Origin of the sequence: Paraburkholderia sp. UCT31, assembly GCF_014397655.1 — a bacterium.
GTDB lineage: Bacteria > Pseudomonadota > Gammaproteobacteria > Burkholderiales > Burkholderiaceae > Paraburkholderia > Paraburkholderia tuberum.
Genome location: NZ_VZQP01000093.1, coordinates 1 through 16243, shown reverse-complemented (window position 1 = coordinate 16243; position 16243 = coordinate 1). Strand labels below are relative to the sequence as shown.

Genomic DNA, 16243 nt, shown 5'->3' with positions numbered 1-16243 from the left:
TCCCTTGCGGCTACCCGGCCTAGCTTTCGGCTCTGTCACAGTGATGTCCATCAAATCGAAAATGATGGGCACCATTTTGATGTCGGTCCTCGCCGTCGTCTACGACGGTCGTCGTGAGGTGCTTACATTGGTAGTCAAATTGCGGGCGCCCTGCCGATCGGCCGAAGGCAAACGAAAACCTTGGAACAATTTCGACCCTCAAGCGATCGTTAAATTGGATCGAAGAGTAAAAGGGGCTCGATCACGGAAGGTTCTGTGATGCGTTGGCGCCTGGAGACGGCCATTTTCGGAGGGGTGCGGCGGTCTCCTTGACATCAGAATGCTCGCATTGCGTATGCGGTGCAAATTGTGCCAAATCCAGAACGGGCACGCGACCGAAGTCTTGGGGCGCAACCTCAACATGCGCTCGTGCGACCCGCAAACGTACCCGATGTAACGCAAGGTGGTATAACCCGGAGGAATACCATCGTGTCTCAACTCGACTTTGACACCCAATTTGGGCATACGTATTCTGAGCTTATCCGCAATCGCTGGGCGCTGAGACGGGCGTAAATCGAGCGAACGACCGGCCGGCCGCCTTTTTTTGTCCGTCGAGTGTGCTTGGCGCTTCCATCGCGTTCATTGCAGGTCCGACAGCGCAAGGCAGTACAACGTTTAATTAATATCTATAACGATAATCCTTCTCAGGTTGACGTAAATGTCAAACCTGAGATGTTCAGTCATGAGGAGATGAGATGAAGGTGGCTAATGCACTTCGATCGGCGTACCAATCTGCGAGTTACGCCTTGTCAATGACCCCAGAGGCGGGCGGGACCACGATCGGCATGGTGGGCCATAAAACACCGGCTCTCGTAGCCGATGGCATATACAAAAGTTACGGCGTTCACGAAGTGCTCAAAGGGGTCTCGCTTCAGGCTGAGCGGGGCGACGTGATCTCGTTAATTGGTAGTTCTGGGTCGGGAAAAAGTACGTTTTTGCGATGCATGAATCTCCTTGAGGTCCCTACCAGAGGCCGCATCGCGGTGGGGCAGCGCGAGATCAGCGTGGAAACCGACGCAACCGGTCGCGTCGTCGGGATGGATCGCAAGAAAGTTGACCAGATGCGCACGCAACTCGGTATGGTCTTCCAGGGCTTCAATTTGTGGTCCCATATGACCGTGCTGCAAAATGTGATGGAAGGGCCAGTCCATGTGCTGAAGCTGCCAAAGAACGAAGCGCGCGATAGGGCAATGGATTTCCTTGGGAAAGTTGGCGTTGCGGACAAGCACGCGTGTTACCCATCCGAGTTGTCTGGTGGGCAGCAGCAACGAGTAAGCATCGCGCGTGCGCTCGCGATGCAACCGGCTGCGCTCCTTTTCGACGAGCCGACCTCCGCACTCGATCCCGAATTAGTGGGAGAGGTGCTGAAAGTCATCAGGAAGTTGGCGGAAGAGGGACGCACGATGATAGTCGTGACTCATGAGATGGGTTTTGCTCGTGATGTCTCCAACAAGATGATCTTTCTTGAAAGGGGACGCATTGAGGAAGAAGGGACGCCAGAAGAGGTTTTCAAAAATCCAGCATCGCCGAGATGTCGTGAATTTCTCTCGCGTGTACTTTGACTGACTTAAAACGCGATATTGAAATTCCGAGAATCGTAAAACGAAGAAGATAGGACATAGTCCAGGAGATGCTCATGAAGTTCCTGAAAATCGGCGTGCTTATTGGAATGCTGTCTGCTGCATTGATGCTCAGCGACCCTGTTATGGCCAAGGAGTACAAGAGAATCACGATTGGTACCGAAGCGTCGTATGCTCCGTATGCCTTCAAGGACAAGAGCGGCAAGATGGTTGGCTTTGAGATCGATGTAGCTAGCGACTTGTGCCGACGGATGGGATTGCACTGCGAAATCGTCGATCAGGCCTATGACAGCCTAATTCCCTCTCTCTTGTCCGGTCGGTTCGATTCAATTATGGCTGCAATAGGGATCACACCCGCCCGAGAAAAGGTTATCTCATTTTCCAGGCCGTACGTAACCACTCCGATGGTTTTCGTCACCACATCGGCGAGCGATCTAACCGCTCTCAAAATATCGCCATCAAATCTGAATTTAGACAAATTTGATGCTGATGAGGAGTCAGCGATAAAAAAAATCACCTCCGCTCTGAAGGGAAAAACCGTTGGGGTACAGGTGGGCAGCAACTTCGAGACATTCATGAAGAAGTTCATGCCGAGCGTGAGAGTTTCGACATATGACACCACGGATGACATGATGCTCGACTTGACGGCGGGGAGAATTGATGCGGGAATGGTTTCCTTCAATTTCCTCAAGCCGTTGATGGACAAGCCCGACGGCAAGAACCTGCGGACATTTGGCCCTAGTATGACGAACGGGCCGTTCGGCAGCCGAGTGGCCGTTGGATTTCGCAAAAATGACGATCAACTACGTGCGATGTTCGACAAGGCGATCGGGGAAGCAATTTCGGATGGCAGCCTGCGCAGACTTGCCATCAAGTGGTTCGGCTTCGACAATTCGCCGAAGGAATAGGTAAGTGAATACGGTCGTTTATGCATAGCCGAACTCAATTTGATGGGGAATGAAAGTGGATATTTCAGTGCTCGCATGGGGAAGCACAGCGTGGGTTGATGAATTTGCGCGTGGCACCCTTATGACCGTCGCCGTCGCGGTGTGTTCATTTCCCGTCGGCATTTTGCTCGGCTCGGTTTTTGCCGCGGCAAAACTCTCTCGCTTCAGTTTGCTGCGTTTTCTAGCTGACGTCTATACGACGGTCGTACGCGGAATTCCCGAGCTGCTGATAATTTTTCTGGTGTTCTTTGGTGGGGATACGTTGCTCCGCTATGTCGCGAACGCTGTTTTCGGCTTCGAAGGTTATATAGAACTGCCCGTGTTCGCAGTCGGTGTGCTCTGCATCGGCATCAGTGCCGGCGCCTATGCGACAGAGGTCATACGGGCGGCGGTCATAGCCATTCCAACAGGACAAATCGAAGCGGCAGTGGCAATGGGATTGGAGCGGGCAGTGCTACTTCGTCGGATTCTTATCCCACAGGCCGCGAGATTCGCCTTGCCCGGTCTGGGGAATGTCTGGCAACTGGCGTTAAAGGATACCTCGCTCATTTCCGTCGTCGGGTTGGTTGAAATCATGCGCACAGCTGCCATCGGAGCTGGATCTTTCAAAGAACCGTTCACGTTTTATCTGGTCGCCTTCGTGATTTTCCTTTTGCTTTCTTCGATTTCGAACCATGGATTTCTGAGAGCAGAGAAGTGGGCTAACCGCGGCGTAAGGAGTCGGTGATGGATTTTCAGCTGATATATGAGTCGTTTCCCAAGCTTCTTGCGGCGGTTCCTGCGACCCTCGCATTGGCTTCCGTGTCGCTTTTTGTTGGTTTCCTGCTTGCGGTCCCAGTTGCATTGGCTCGGCTTTCACACAGTAGAATTTTGGCTTCTCTCGGTTATGGTTACGTATATGTAGTGCGGTCCACGCCGCTTCTGGTGCAAATGTTCCTGATTTATTACGGATCGGGGCAGTTTAGAATTGTCTTGGAACACCTCGGCCTGTGGGCGCTATTTCGCGATGCGTGGTTTTGTGCGATTTTAGCTCTGTCGCTGAACACTGCGGCATACACCAGCGAAATCATTCGTGGTGGTGTTCAGTCAGTACCATGGGGACAAATTGAAGCGGCGCGGTCAATTGGCATGTCGAGCGTCCTTTTATTCCGCAGAATTGTCTTCCCGATTGCAATGCGGCAAGCACTCCCAGCTTATGGAAGTGAACTTATGATTATGATCAAGTCAACGTCACTTGCGTCGACAATCACCATAGTCGAAGTGACAGGAGTGGCTAAGCAAATCATCTCTGAAAGCTACCGCCCCCTAGAGGTATTTCTGATAGCTGGCTGCATATATCTCAGCATGAACTTTCTTATCAGCAGAGTTATATTCATGATCGAAAGGCGGATTAGTCCGAAGAGACGCCATCGCGGCACGTTCGGATCTTCTGCTGCAGCGGCCATGCATTAAGCACTTCGGTACGGTGTCCGTCGTCCATGAACGCATCAACATTTCGACGACATAGAAGTGGCCTGACGGCACGAACCGACATTGTCCCGTTACGGGCGGCTTTGTCCGGGTACACGAGGGTAGTTGGCCCTTGTGTACAGCTTTTTTCTCATGGCCGACGGCTTGATGTTTGAAGAGTGCCCGACTGCGTCGATTATGGCAGGCCGACAGCAAAACGGGATCGTGGGTGGACATCGCGGTGTTGCGCATTAAAGTGTCACTTGCAGCCAACTATCAAGTTCGAAATGTTCAATTGATGTTATCGAGGCACCATGACGACTAATGTGATCGAGGATGAGCGTTATCCCCAAGGCGGGATCGTCCAAAAATTTTCCGCTTATATCGTGGAGGCGCGGGAAAATCGAGCTCCAGAAGAGTCGCTGGAATTTGCGCTCAAATGTATCCTGGATCTGCTCAGTGCTGTTGGCGCTGGAGTTGGGCAGGCGGGAGCCGTTGCGATCCGAAAGACGGCGCACGAAACGCGACCTCCTGGCGACATTCCTATTTGGTTTGCGGGAGAGACCAGTTCCGTCATTGGAGCTGCTTGGGCAAACAGCGCCGCCGGTTCTGCGCTAGACCTCGACGATGACACGCCGGCATCTCGGGGCCATCCTGGAGCCGCCGTCATTCCAACAGCCATTGCCGTTGCCAAAGAGACGAAAGCCACCTTGGGAGAGCTATTAAATGCGATTGTCATCGGTTACGAAGTGGGTACAGCGATTAGCGCTGCGCGCGCCTACGGAAGTAGTGGTACTTGGGCGCCTTATGCGGTCGTCGCAACGGCTGCGGCGCTTCGCCGGTCCTCCCGCGAGGTGATTGAACACGCTTTGGCGATTGCAGGGGAAAGTGCACCCAATCAGTCGTTGGCGAGCGCTCCCGCTCCCCGAAAACCGCATCCCGAGCCAAACCATGTCAAGGAGGGCATCACGTGGGCTGTCGTGACCGGCTTGGAGTCGCTTGCATCAGCGCAGAACGGATTTCACGGCGCCCGCAATATCTTGGACGCAACGCGTTACTACAATTTTCCGAACGATCTAGACCTCGGTTCCTACCAGTACATTCGCACGACGGGCTTTAAGCCATATTGCTGTTGCAGGCATCTACACGGTGCGCTTGATGCATTAATCGAGCTGATCAAAGAACATCGGTTAGTGGGTCGAAATATCGACAGGATTGAGGTCGAAACATACGGACCGGCCTTACGCATTTCGAACTGGAAAGAACCTCGAGATATAATGGATGTTCAGTATAGTCATCCATACTGTCTCGCGTTGGTCACGCACTACGGTCACGAGGCTCTGTTGCCACTGACTGGCGATGTCCTAAACAATCCCTCTGTCACTGCGCTTTCACACAAGGTGGAACTTTCGCTAAGTCCGGAGCTGGACAAGATCTATGCGGAAAGCGGCATGCTGCCGGCCCGTGTCACGGTCACATGCGGGGATCAGCGCTTTGTTTCACCTGTAACCTTCCCGAAGGATAACGGTCTTCCGTGGGATAAACTCGAGGATAAGTTTCGACAGGCCACGCGTTTCGTTGCCACTCCCGAGCAGCAGAACATTGTGGTCGGGGCCATTTCGGACGCCAGACGAGGCGACATGCGTGGTTTGACGGAAAGCTTGTCGGAGATCCAGTTCGTTTAAGAACGGTATTTGTGTAGCCCGCGTAGTTCGGAAACTCATCGGTCATCGATGTAAGAAATGACAAAAATGTCTCCGCTTGTTGAGGATCGTCCGCAAGATGTGGCTACCATTGCATACAGCGAGCGAGTTGCATTGTCTACCCGACATCCAAGGAGCTGAAAATGGGTTGCATATGGAAGTGACTGCTAGCAGGGACGCTCAGCGGTGCTGGGTAAACGCTGCGACCGTCAGAACTTCTGCATGCCGAACGGGCGGCACATTAATCAGCATTTTCCTAGTCTAGGAATGACATTAGAAAAAGCAGCGGCATATGAAAAGACAACTTCAACTACGGCAGATAGAGGCATTTAAAGCTCTCATCGAGCAAGGCACGGTGAGTCGAGCGGCCGAGGTTCTTCACGTGACCCAACCTGCCGTGAGCAAACTGCTAGTCCACCTTGAGGAGGAGACAGGTCTTCTACTGTTCGAACGAGTTAAAGGCCGACTAACTGCGACGGCACAAGGCATGCGCTTGTACGGCGAAGTCGATCGAGTATTTGCAGGTCTAAGACAGATTGAAGAGGCGATCGCAATCATCCGGCGGAAGGACATGAGTCACTTTGCTATCGGAGTGCTTCCGGAATTATCCGGATCATTCATCAGGCGGGCGACGATGATGTTCCTCTCTCGGTGTCCAGACGTTCGTCCGACGATCCATATGCGAGCGTCCAACATTGTGTCGGATCGCGTCGCCACGCGTCAGATGGACGTTGGATTCACAACGAGCTTGATGAGCAGCCCAAATTCGGTGGTGACGCCTATCATGGAGAGCCCGTTAGTTTGCATCATGCCAAAAGGACACCCGCTGAGCCAACTTGAATTTATCACCCCCGAGCATATTGAGGGAATCCCTTTTATCGGATATGCGGCAGATAACCGGACGACCAGTGCTTTCAATGACGCTATCCGTTCCTACGGCGTCGACCTCAACGTCGTGTTAGAAAGCGAGACTACGCCCACTCTGTGTGAATTCGTCTCGGCGGGACTGGGGATTTCCTTGGTGCATCCCCTATCTGTCATCGACATGAGCTGTCGCTTGGATATCAGGCGGTTCAAGCCCGATATTCCCGAGTATTTTCATTTCTGTCATGCGAGATTGGCGAAAAACATCGAGCGTGTTCAGGAGTATGAACGATGCGCTAAACAGGTTGCGGAAGAGGCGTGGACGGAGATATTCGGTGAGTCGGCGACAAAGCAAACCTAGCAGAACGCTGAGATTGATCATCGTACTGGTGAGTTCACCAAATAGTGCGGGATGCCTTATGCGGGCATGAAGACGAAGCGTTCGCGAGAAGACGGATTGAGGGCGCTCAGACCTGGCAAACATGACCGCCGGCCGGGCAGTGGCTGATTGAATCATGACCTTGCCCCTGTTTGGCGAATCCCATAGCTGAGAGATTTGCGCGGCTCGCCCCTCTTGGGCGGCGAACCAGTTTTCTCGAACGTCATGCGGCTGACGTACTCGAGCGTCGAGTGTGGTCGGCGCGAATTATACAACGCCGTACGCTTGCATTATGCGTTGGGACCAATCATGGAGTGTGGCGTCTCGTTGCTGGGTTTGGGGCTTTTGTGAGCGCCCGTGCTGCCGAGATTGTTGTCGTGATGGAAGCGGTCGTCGCACTCTATTCTCGTATTCCATGGGCATGCGTGGTTTAGCGTGTCGTCCGCGCTGGTTTGTTTGCCTGAGAGTCGGCCCGTGCGCTCAGCGATGGCTACCGCCTCGTTGAAGAATCTGGTGAGCGAGCGTTGCTCGAGAAATCGCTCGCCGTTTTTTCGTGGAGTTCTATCGCCTACCGGGAGCGCCCGCGTTTTGGACCATAACCGCTGAGAATATCTCGTACTTGAAATTCGACTTTGACGCCTTGCTGCGACGATCATAGAGTTAACCAAATCATTCAGGAAAAGAGGCGGGCTTGATACGCGAAAACCATGACGTCATCATAGTTGGCGGCGGTGTTGTCGGCTGCGCATTGGCGCACGGGATGCTGGGGCGAGGGAAGCGTGCGCTTGTGCTCGACGGGGGTGATTGCGACCCGCGCGCGTCGAAAGCGAATTTCGGTCTTGTCGGCGCATACGGGAAGGGATATGGCGCGCCCCGCTACCAGCAGCTGTCACGCGAGAGCGTCGCACTTTGGTCCGTTTTCGCAACAGCGCTGCACGATGAAACTGGCATTGACGTCGAGTATGAAAACGATGGCTGCTTGCGCTTTTGCCTAAGTGAAGCGGATTTTGAAGAGGAAGCCGAATTCCTCGCGAGCTGGAATGCGCAAAGCCCGAAAATCGACCCGTGTTCGCGCATGATCGATCGATCGGTATTAGAAAGGCTGCTGCCTGGTACACGGCTCGGGCGGGAAGTGGTGGGGGCTGGAATTGGCGTTGCCGATGGCCATTGCAATCCGCTTAAGCTGTTGCGGGCGCTGCAGCAAGCCATTGAGTTACGTGGCGGCACTCTAGCTGGCAATCACACGGTGTCGAAGATTGAGCCATGTCCTGACGGTAGTTTTCGTGTTCATGTGCAAACCTCGACAGGTCCGCGTTGTTTCGAAACGGGACAGTTGATCATTGCGGCCGGGCTTGGTTCCACAGCCTTGGGGGCAATGGTGGCGCTCGACGTCCCGTTGCGTCCCCAGCGTGGCCAGCTGCTGGTCACTGAACGGCTCGAGCCAATTCTGCGCCTCCCCGCTAGCGGCATTCGCCAGACTCGCGACGGTACAGTAATGATAGGTGTAAGTCATGAGGAAGTCGGTATGGATCTCGGTACTACTACCTTCACCGCCGCCAAGATGACAAAGCGAGCCCTACGAATTTTGCCGGACCTTGCTATGGCTCGCCTTGTTAGGCATTGGGCATGTCTGCGCATCATCACCCCGGACGGGCATCCTGTGTACGCACAATCTTCAACGTATCCTGGTGCCTGGATCGCGCTCTGTCATTCCGGCATCACCCTCGCGGCGGTTCATGCTGGACCAGTTGCGGATGCTCTCGCGCGCAACGTACTGCCGGAAAACTTCGAGTTCTTCCATCATAGGCGCTTTGATGTTTCGCAAGTTATCTAGTCCCGCCGAGGACGCCGTGGTCACGGTATCGATCGACGGCAGGCGTGTGAACGCCGAGCGAGGCGAATCCGTGGCGGCAGTCCTCGTGCGCGAGGACAACCCCGTCGCTCGCACCACGCCGCGAAGCGGCAGTCCACGCGGACCTTTTTGCATGATGGGTGTGTGCTTCGAATGTCTTGCTGTCGTCGATGGTGTAGCGTCCACGCAGACCTGTCTGACGATCGTGCGCGACGGGATGCGCATCCAACGCCAACACGGTCGCCGCAATCTCAGTGAGGCGATCGCTGAGTCAGACGACGGTGGTGGCGATCTTCCTGGTGGTGAGGTGCATTCGTGATGCGAACGTTCGATATTCTGATTGTAGGTGCAGGACCTGCCGGCATGAGTGCCGCAATACGTTCTGCTCGTCTTGGAATGACCACGATCCTCGTAGACGAACAGCCAGCACCGGGCGGTCAGATATGGCGCGCCATCGAAGAAAACGTCCGACGTGGTGTTCATCAAGGGTTAGGCGCTGCGTACAGCGCAGGCGCGGCAGTGGTACAGAACTTTCGCGAATGCGGTGCGCACTACCTGCCGGAGACCCGTGTATGGCAGATCGAGCGAGCGCCTAGCCCAGGGAAACCGGCCGGTTCCGGGGAGTGGATTGTCTTTTTGAGCCGCGCGGATGGCGCCGAAAGTATTCGCGCGCGCCATGTGTTACTAGCGACGGGCGCACAGGAACGGCCCATGCCTTTCCCAGGTTGGACGCTTCCGGGTGTAATGACAGTCGGCGCCGCGCAGATTCTGCATAAAAGCGCTCACCAAATACCCGATCAACCCGTCTGGATAGCCGGTAGTGGTCCATTGCCACTGCTCTACATGACCCAGCTGCTCGACGCCGGCGGTAGGATTGCAGGTTGGCTTGACACGACTCCCCGCGGCGCCCTCCGTCGGGGCCTTCCGACTCTACGTGGTGCAGTTGACGGCTGGCATGATCTCCTTAAGGGGCTACTGTGGTCGGCAAGATTGCGCGGGAGGGGGTTCCCCATTGTTCGAAACGTCAGTAGCCTTCGCGCTTTCGGTATCGGCCGTCTTGAACAGATTGTCTATCGCACCGAGAACGGGCTGTCGGGCGATGTGGCTGCCGACATTCTTCTGGTTCATGAAGGCGTCGTGCCGTCTATCCACTTCACTCAGGCGATGGGATGCAGCCATCGATGGAACGAAGCACAACTTTGCTTTGAGCCGGAAGTTGATACGTGGGGTGAAACCAGCGTGACTGGTCTCTATGTCGCAGGCGACGGCGCCGGCATCGGCGGCGCGAAAGCCGCGTGCACACGCGGTGAACTTGCTGCTACCGGCGTCGCACTTTCCTCGGGCGCACTCTCAGTCGAGCGCGCAAGCGAGCTTGCAGCGCCGCTGCATCGGCGGCTCGGACATGAGCTGGCGATGCGGCCTCTGCTTGATTCGATCTATCGGCCGCGTACGGAGATTTTCACGCCGCCCGATGAGACGATTGTCTGTCGCTGCGAAGAGGTGACCGCTGGCGATGTACGGCTGGCCGCGCAGCTCGGCCAGCCGGGGCCGAACCAGCTAAAAGCGTTCACGCGCGCGGGCATGGGCCCGTGTCAGGGTCGTCAATGCGGCTACACCGTCGCTAATTTGCTGGCATCTGCGCAATGTCGCTCCGTTGCTGCGGTTGGTTTCCAACGCGTGCGGCCCCCACTAAAGCCGATAACGCTCGCGGAGCTCAGTGCACTTGAAGAGTCGTCATGAGGTGTCACGGATCGGCGTAATCGAGCCGGGGATGATCGGCATAATGAGGCCACTCAGAATGGCCCCGAAACGCGATTTCGAAGGGACTCAAGGATGCGGTTTTTTGCCGAGTTTTGCAACGAGGTTTTCGCTGTTTTCCGGCATGGGTTTAGGCTTGCGGAAGCTCTCGCCCTCGATGACGACTCGATAGGCGCCGTGGCGTAGACGGTCGAGCGTGGCAGCGCCAAGGATGCGGTTGTCGGGGAACGCATCGCCCCATTCGGTGAAGTCGAGATTTGACGTCAGGATTGAGGCCGCGCGTTCGTACCTGGCGGCGACCAGATCGTGGAAGTCTTCGTCGTGTGGCGCGCGCAGCGGTTTGATGGCGAAGTCATCGACGATCAGCAGCGGCACGCGCACGAATTGCTGGAACTTGCGTTCGTACAGGCCGGTGGCACGGGCGGCATGGAGCTTCTTGAGCAGATTGGTCTGCGAGATGAACAGCACGTCCAGCGCACGCATCCGATTACCGAGCTCTGGGGTACCGGACGGCAGGCATCGAGCGACTCCATGAGTCTGGATACGTCACCGCACCTGTTTTATGCACGGGTCGATCCGCGACGTCGCACCTATGCGGTGGGCATGTACACGCACGTGCTGGATCAGCACGGCATTGTCTATAACCAGCCAATCGTGCTGAACGAACGCCAGGCTGGCGTGGCGATCGAGGGGGTGATCCGTCACAACGAGAACCGTGACGACGGTGGACTGCTACGTCTTTCAGTAGACACGCATGGATACACGAACGTAGGGATGGCGGTGTCGAAGCTGCTCGGTTTTGATCTCTGCCCGCGTCTGCGCAACCTCTCGGAACGCAAACTGCATCTGCCGAGAGCCGTGGTTGCGCCCGAGGGGCTGGCAGCTGTCGTCGCCTACGAGGTCTCCATCAAGGCGATTCGTGACGGCTGGAAGGAACTGCTGCGCCTCGTTGCATCAATTCATACGGGACGCGTGAGCGCAATTGTCGCGTTGCAACGGTTCGGCAGCGCGGCGCAGGGCGACCCGGTATACCGGGCGGCAGACCACCTCGGTAGGTTACTGCGCACGCTTTTCCTGTGCGACTACTTCAGCAACATTGAGTTCCGGCGAGAAATGCATACGCTGCTCAACCGCGGTGAATCGGTCCATCAGTTGCAGCGCGCAATCTATACGGGCAAGATCGCGCCTGAGCGCGGACGGCGCCGCGACGAAATGATCGCGATATCCGGCTCCTTGACGCTGCTGACGAACCTGGTCATCGCGTGGAATACACAGCGCATCCAGGCAACCCTGGATCGTTGGCGAAGCAAGGGCCAAGGGATTGACGACGACTGGTTGCGGCGCATGGGGCCAGCGCACTTTACGCATGTGAATTTCCGCGGAACGCTGAGCTTTCCGATCGATCGCTATCGAGAGATGCTTCTGGATGCGGCACCATGGCGGCGCATGGCAGGATCGTGAAGCGGTTCTGCGCTCGCCCGCTGGGTGCCCGGGAGGGTGAAAGCGCCAGATTTTGCATCAAAAGGATGCCCTCCCGCAGAATCGACGATTTGCAAGCTTTTGTTTTGAAAAGAAAAAACAAAGAAAACCGCCAGATTTGACACGAAAAGGACGAATACCCCGTATTCCGCGAGCGCGTTCGCACGCAGCCCTTTCTTGCGCAGCACATCGAGCGGCGTATGCGTGAGGTGGAACAGACCATACGGGTGCTCTTCGCCGGCGATTATGCGAGTGATAGCTACCATTCGTTAGCTCGTGCAGAGTGTGTGCAATCAAGTGCGGGCCCTACTGGAGACTATCCGTGCAACGCAATGCCCGAGGGATGTTGTGAACTGGAAACACATTATTCGACCTGCTGGTCACGCGACACCTGCGGTATCCGCGCCTCGCCGGCCATCAAGCTTGCGGCGAGCTGCGTCCACAATGTCAGAAGAGAAATGCTCCTGATGTCGCAGCACAACTGCCTCGAAGGTGTAGTCGCCCAATCCCAGAGAATGCAAAAGCTCAAAGCTCTCGCTTCCAGGTTGCTTCACCACGTACGCGACAGCACCCAGCTCTCCCCGATTGGTGATGACCTTACGAGTATTGCCGGCGCGCAGACGTCTGCCGTGCTTCACGAAAATCGCCTCTTCCTGTGCGTAGACGACGCTCCAGATGTCGCGACGCAATGCTGAGTCGAGATTCATGGCGTCCACCTGCACCTCAACTGACCGTTGACGTGCCGCGAGCACGAGATGCGGGTGTCTGTCGCCGACATTCCTCGCAAACTGCGTACAGTCATCGCGCGATTTCAGATATGACATGCGTTTGCGGTCGTCAGGACTGAGGTTCTCAAAATTGTTCATCCGACTTTCTCCTCGCGGTTACGGTCGTCGTCGCCGCCTTGGCCGCAGCGCAACCGGGTGACGAAGATACAACAAGAATGTCCACTCGCTCGTTCAAGACCTCGTTCACGAGCGACGGCATCCGGGCCATATCGCCGTCTGCCGTGCGAAATACCACGTCCAACGTCTCGCCGTTGGAGTAGCCAGATTCAGCCAGCGCGTCAAAGAACGCCTGATTCGTCACAGCCATCTTCTGGAATCCACCCGCACCCGCTACGAACCCGATGCGCTGAGGCGCTGAACTGACAGGTCGGCCGCTGCTGCATGCCGCCAGGATGGCTGCAGCCACAACAACGGGAAGCAAACAACTGACTTTTTTCATGGTGCTGGGACAGTTTCTCGTTCAGGTGACATGGTGGCGGGTCCATCTGAAACGCGTCGGACATTCTCGATGAACCTCAAAGCCACAACCTCGGCGCTACCGCTCCGTCAGTGCGTCAGGAAGTCCAGCACCATTCGATTGAACTTGTCGGCGTGTTCCCACTGCGCCCAGTGCCCGCAACGGTTGAAGATATGGAACTCGGCGTTCGGCATGCCCCATAGCAGCCGCAGTCCAACGTCCAAGGGGACGAAGCGGTCATCGCGCCCCCAGATGATGAGGGTCGGCGCCTTTACTTCGGAGAGGCGGTGACCAACATCAGGAAACTGCTTGGGATTTGCGGCGAGACTCTTCGTAAAGTTTTCAAGATGCTCCTTCTGAGCGAGCATGTTGTCGAGTCGCGCCTGGAACAGCTCTTCAGTCAGATTGCTCGTGTCGTACACGAAGACGCTCATCATCTTCTTCAGGTTTTCAATCGTCGGCTCACGATAGAGACCCTGTAATAGCTTGATGCCTTCGGTCGGCATCGGAACGAACTGACTCGGCCCACCTGTGCCGCCGCCCATCAGGATAAGCTTGCCCACGCGCGATGGATTGGCCATCGCGAAGGCGACCGCGCTGTGACCACCCATCGAATTGCCGATAATGTGTACTGGACCCTGCACGTCGATAGCGTCGAGCAGTCCCTTCAGAACTCGTGCATTCAGCTCTGAGCGCGAACCCGTACAGACAACAGGGTCGCTCCTGCTCCAACCCGGGCAGTCCATCAGGATGACCCGATAACCTGCCTCAACGAGCGGCTCCAGGTTGCGATTAAAGTTCGCCCAGCCACTGGCGCCAGGCCCCGAGCCATGCAGCATCACGACAGTCTCGCGCCCCAGCCCCATGTCGTTGTAGTGAATCTGAAGGTCGAGGTCTCCTTCCTTGACCCGCACAAGCTTGCTGGTTCCTGCTTCCGTCAACTGTATGTTCATGCTCATGATGCTTCCTTTCTCACAAAATGGTTGAAATCGTTAGAAGTGCCTTCCTTGACTTCGTGTTCGGCGGGCTCGTTCAGGCTTTGCCCAAAACATCTGACAGGGCAGATTGGAGCAGCCCTTTCGCCATTGCAGCGTCGAACACGTTTTCGCTTTGTCGCCAGGCGACATATCCATCTGGACGAACGAGAAGAGCACCCGCCTCTGAAACCTCACGCACACGTTGCCAGTCACAGTACGGGTCTTGTGAGTCATTCGCACCGGTTACGACCGTACGCAGAAATGGCAAGCCGAGTTCTTCAGCAGCTTTGACCCACGCACTACCAGACAACCCCGTCACGAGCGAGAATTTCCCTTTTCCGATGACGTCGAGGGTAGAAACGCGAGCGCCATGCTTGTCGATGAGCCACGCGTGCGGAATCTTCGCGCCCGGTCGGCTGGTCGCTTGCAGATAAAGCTCCTGGTCACGCTTCCATTCCTCAGCGCCAACCTGGCCGTCTGGGATGACCGCTGACGAGGCGTACCGCTGGTTCATTTCAACGCCTTGTGCGTTGAATTCGCGGTTCTTGAGCTCCAGGGCATCCTGAGCCGCGCGGCGTGCTTTAGCGCCTTCGGGACCTGGGTCCTTGAACCGTGCAATGCCAGCCGCGACCGGATTCTCTGCGCCTTCGACGCTGAAGACCGCTTTGATAGGTGCGTAGTCGAGACGCGACTGGTTGGCACGCAGGACAATCTGTTTGCCGACGGGCGCGCGCTCCGGCGAGTAGGACTCGAGCAGTTTGTCGCCCGCATAGCCCTTGAGGACGTACGCGAGCTTCCACGCGAGATTGAACCCATCCTGCACGCAAGTATTCAGCCCGAGCCCGCTGGACGGCGTGTGGCGATGCGTGGCATCCCCGCCGCAGAAGACGCGACCTTTTGAATACGTCGTCGCGTAAGCCTGATTCACATACCAGACCGATTTGCGAACGATTTCCACCTCGAGGTCCGGGTCGCCGACCAGGATTCGAATCTTGCTGAGTACCGTTTCCTCGCTCAGGTCTGGTTCACCTTTGGATATGTCGAAGCCCCACCCAGCAATCCACTGAGTCCAAGGTTTGACCGCGCGAAGCAATCCGAGGCCAATCTCACCGAATGCAGCGTCCGGACTGACAATCCAGTGAAGGATGCTGGGGCGATGCTTCACGTAACGCGCGAGGTCCGCATTAAAGATGACATAGGCGGTACCCGCTCGTGCCATCTGACCTTCGATTTGCAGGCCAAGCTCCTCGACAACTTTCGAGCGCGCACCGTCGGCACCCACCAGGTACTTGGCGCGCATTGAATATTCACGCCCCGTAATGCGGTCTTGAAGCTGCACGGTGACGCCACTCTCGTCCTGCTCGTGCGACAGATACTCGGTGTTGGTCGAAAACGTAGCGCCGCGCTGAGCCGCATTTTTGAACAGGATTGGTTCCATCTCCGGCTGGATGATGTCGACAACATTGCACGGGCTACCCTGAACGTAGTCGCCGTGGCGCGCATCGCCGGTACCCCATGAGCGCAACCGAATCAGCTCCTCACCGGCGAGGCTGGTGGCGAACAGACTATCGCCCATCTGGTCCCACGCCGTAGCATGCCGAAGCACTTCTTCCTCAATCTCCAGGTCCCGATACACCTCCATCGTTCGCTGATTGGTGATGTGCGCGCGTGGCGTGTCAGCCAGCCAGTTGAAGCGCGAGACGATATGCGCGCGAACTCCGTACGTCGCCAGCGCGAGGGCTGTCGTGACACCCATTGGGCCAGAGCCGACAATGACCACGTCGGTGTCGAACTCAGTGTTGGTTCCCATAATTGCTTCCTAGCTTTTGATAATCAAAAAAACAGGCTCTTTTGAAAATGCAGTGGGTAACGGGGCTCACGAGGCATGCGGGTTGAAGCCGGAGAAATCGAGCTTGCCAGCAACGAGAAAGAGGACCGTGCGCATCGTCGCGAAGCGCGTGTAGCCGCGAG

General features: G+C 56.2%; 15 protein-coding genes and 2 pseudogenes. 11 read left to right on the top strand and 6 right to left on the bottom strand.

Translation table 11 applies throughout. The features are described 5' to 3' along the window. The 10 genes from F6X40_RS41970 to F6X40_RS38990 all read left to right on the top strand — a co-directional run. Positions 1–259 (top strand): hypothetical protein (locus tag F6X40_RS41970; protein ID WP_222946288.1); only part of this gene is annotated, 259 nt, incomplete at its 5' end. Between the two features lie 565 nt (positions 260–824). Further along, on the top strand, positions 825–1601 hold the full coding sequence (locus tag F6X40_RS39030; protein WP_187614248.1) for an ABC transporter ATP-binding protein: 777 nt from the start codon (positions 825–827) through the stop codon (positions 1599–1601). Between the two features lie 74 nt (positions 1602–1675). Further along, positions 1676–2527, top strand: coding sequence for a transporter substrate-binding domain-containing protein (locus tag F6X40_RS39025; protein WP_187631548.1), 852 nt, complete (start codon positions 1676–1678; stop codon positions 2525–2527). A gap of 49 nt (positions 2528–2576) precedes the next feature. Continuing rightward, positions 2577–3293 (top strand): ABC transporter permease, encoded by a 717-nt coding sequence (locus tag F6X40_RS39020; protein ID WP_222946287.1) that lies wholly within the window; start codon positions 2577–2579, stop codon positions 3291–3293. Beyond that, entirely contained in the window at positions 3293–4018 is a 726-nt protein-coding gene (locus tag F6X40_RS39015) for an ABC transporter permease (RefSeq protein WP_187631547.1), read from the top strand. Before F6X40_RS39020 ends, F6X40_RS39015 begins: the two co-directional genes overlap by 1 nt. A gap of 311 nt (positions 4019–4329) precedes the next feature. Further along, a complete protein-coding gene (locus F6X40_RS39010; protein WP_187631546.1) occupies positions 4330–5700 on the top strand; it encodes an MmgE/PrpD family protein in 1371 nt (456 codons plus the stop codon). Positions 5701–6010: 310 nt separating this feature from the next. Further along, positions 6011–6943: a LysR substrate-binding domain-containing protein gene (locus F6X40_RS39005; RefSeq protein ID WP_184072381.1), complete on the top strand. Its 933-nt coding sequence runs from the start codon at positions 6011–6013 to the stop codon at positions 6941–6943. Between the two features lie 709 nt (positions 6944–7652). Further along, on the top strand, positions 7653–8795 hold the full coding sequence (locus F6X40_RS39000) for an NAD(P)/FAD-dependent oxidoreductase (protein WP_222946286.1): 1143 nt from the start codon (positions 7653–7655) through the stop codon (positions 8793–8795). Beyond that, positions 8776–9132, top strand: a complete 357-nt coding sequence (locus F6X40_RS38995) for a (2Fe-2S)-binding protein (protein WP_187631545.1) — start codon at positions 8776–8778, stop codon at positions 9130–9132. The genes F6X40_RS39000 and F6X40_RS38995 overlap by 20 nt, the downstream gene beginning before the upstream one ends. Further along, positions 9132–10553, top strand: a complete 1422-nt coding sequence (locus F6X40_RS38990) for an NAD(P)/FAD-dependent oxidoreductase (RefSeq protein WP_187631544.1) — start codon at positions 9132–9134, stop codon at positions 10551–10553. The genes F6X40_RS38995 and F6X40_RS38990 overlap by 1 nt, the downstream gene beginning before the upstream one ends. A gap of 87 nt (positions 10554–10640) precedes the next feature. Here F6X40_RS38990 and F6X40_RS38985 read toward each other — a convergent pair. Then, positions 10641–11042 (bottom strand): annotated as a pseudogene (locus F6X40_RS38985) (ATP-binding protein); the annotation flags it as partial. A 12-nt stretch (positions 11043–11054) separates the two neighbouring features. Here F6X40_RS38985 and F6X40_RS38980 point away from each other — a divergent pair. Then, a pseudogene (locus F6X40_RS38980) lies at positions 11055–12032 on the top strand (Tn3 family transposase); the annotation flags it as partial. Here F6X40_RS38980 and F6X40_RS38975 read toward each other — a convergent pair. The 5 genes from F6X40_RS38975 to F6X40_RS38955 all read right to left on the bottom strand — a co-directional run bounded on the left by F6X40_RS38975 (position 11978) and on the right by F6X40_RS38955 (position 16082). Continuing rightward, complete coding sequence (locus F6X40_RS38975) at positions 11978–12316, bottom strand: hypothetical protein (RefSeq protein ID WP_187631543.1); 339 nt, start codon at positions 12314–12316, stop codon at positions 11978–11980. The pseudogene F6X40_RS38980 and the gene F6X40_RS38975 overlap by 55 nt on opposite strands. 114 nt (positions 12317–12430) lie before the next feature. Then, entirely contained in the window at positions 12431–12916 is a 486-nt protein-coding gene (locus F6X40_RS38970) for a hypothetical protein (RefSeq protein WP_187631542.1), read from the bottom strand. Continuing rightward, on the bottom strand, positions 12903–13277 hold the full coding sequence (locus F6X40_RS38965) for a hypothetical protein (protein WP_187631541.1): 375 nt from the start codon (positions 13275–13277) through the stop codon (positions 12903–12905). Before F6X40_RS38965 ends, F6X40_RS38970 begins: the two co-directional genes overlap by 14 nt. Positions 13278–13384: 107 nt before the next feature. Next, the gene (locus tag F6X40_RS38960; protein WP_187631540.1) at positions 13385–14254 is read right to left on the bottom strand and encodes an alpha/beta fold hydrolase; all 870 of its coding nucleotides are present in this window, start codon (positions 14252–14254) and stop codon (positions 13385–13387) included. A 73-nt stretch (positions 14255–14327) separates the two neighbouring features. Continuing rightward, complete coding sequence (locus tag F6X40_RS38955) at positions 14328–16082, bottom strand: FAD-dependent oxidoreductase (RefSeq protein ID WP_187631539.1); 1755 nt, start codon at positions 16080–16082, stop codon at positions 14328–14330. Positions 16083–16243 lie beyond the last annotated feature (161 nt).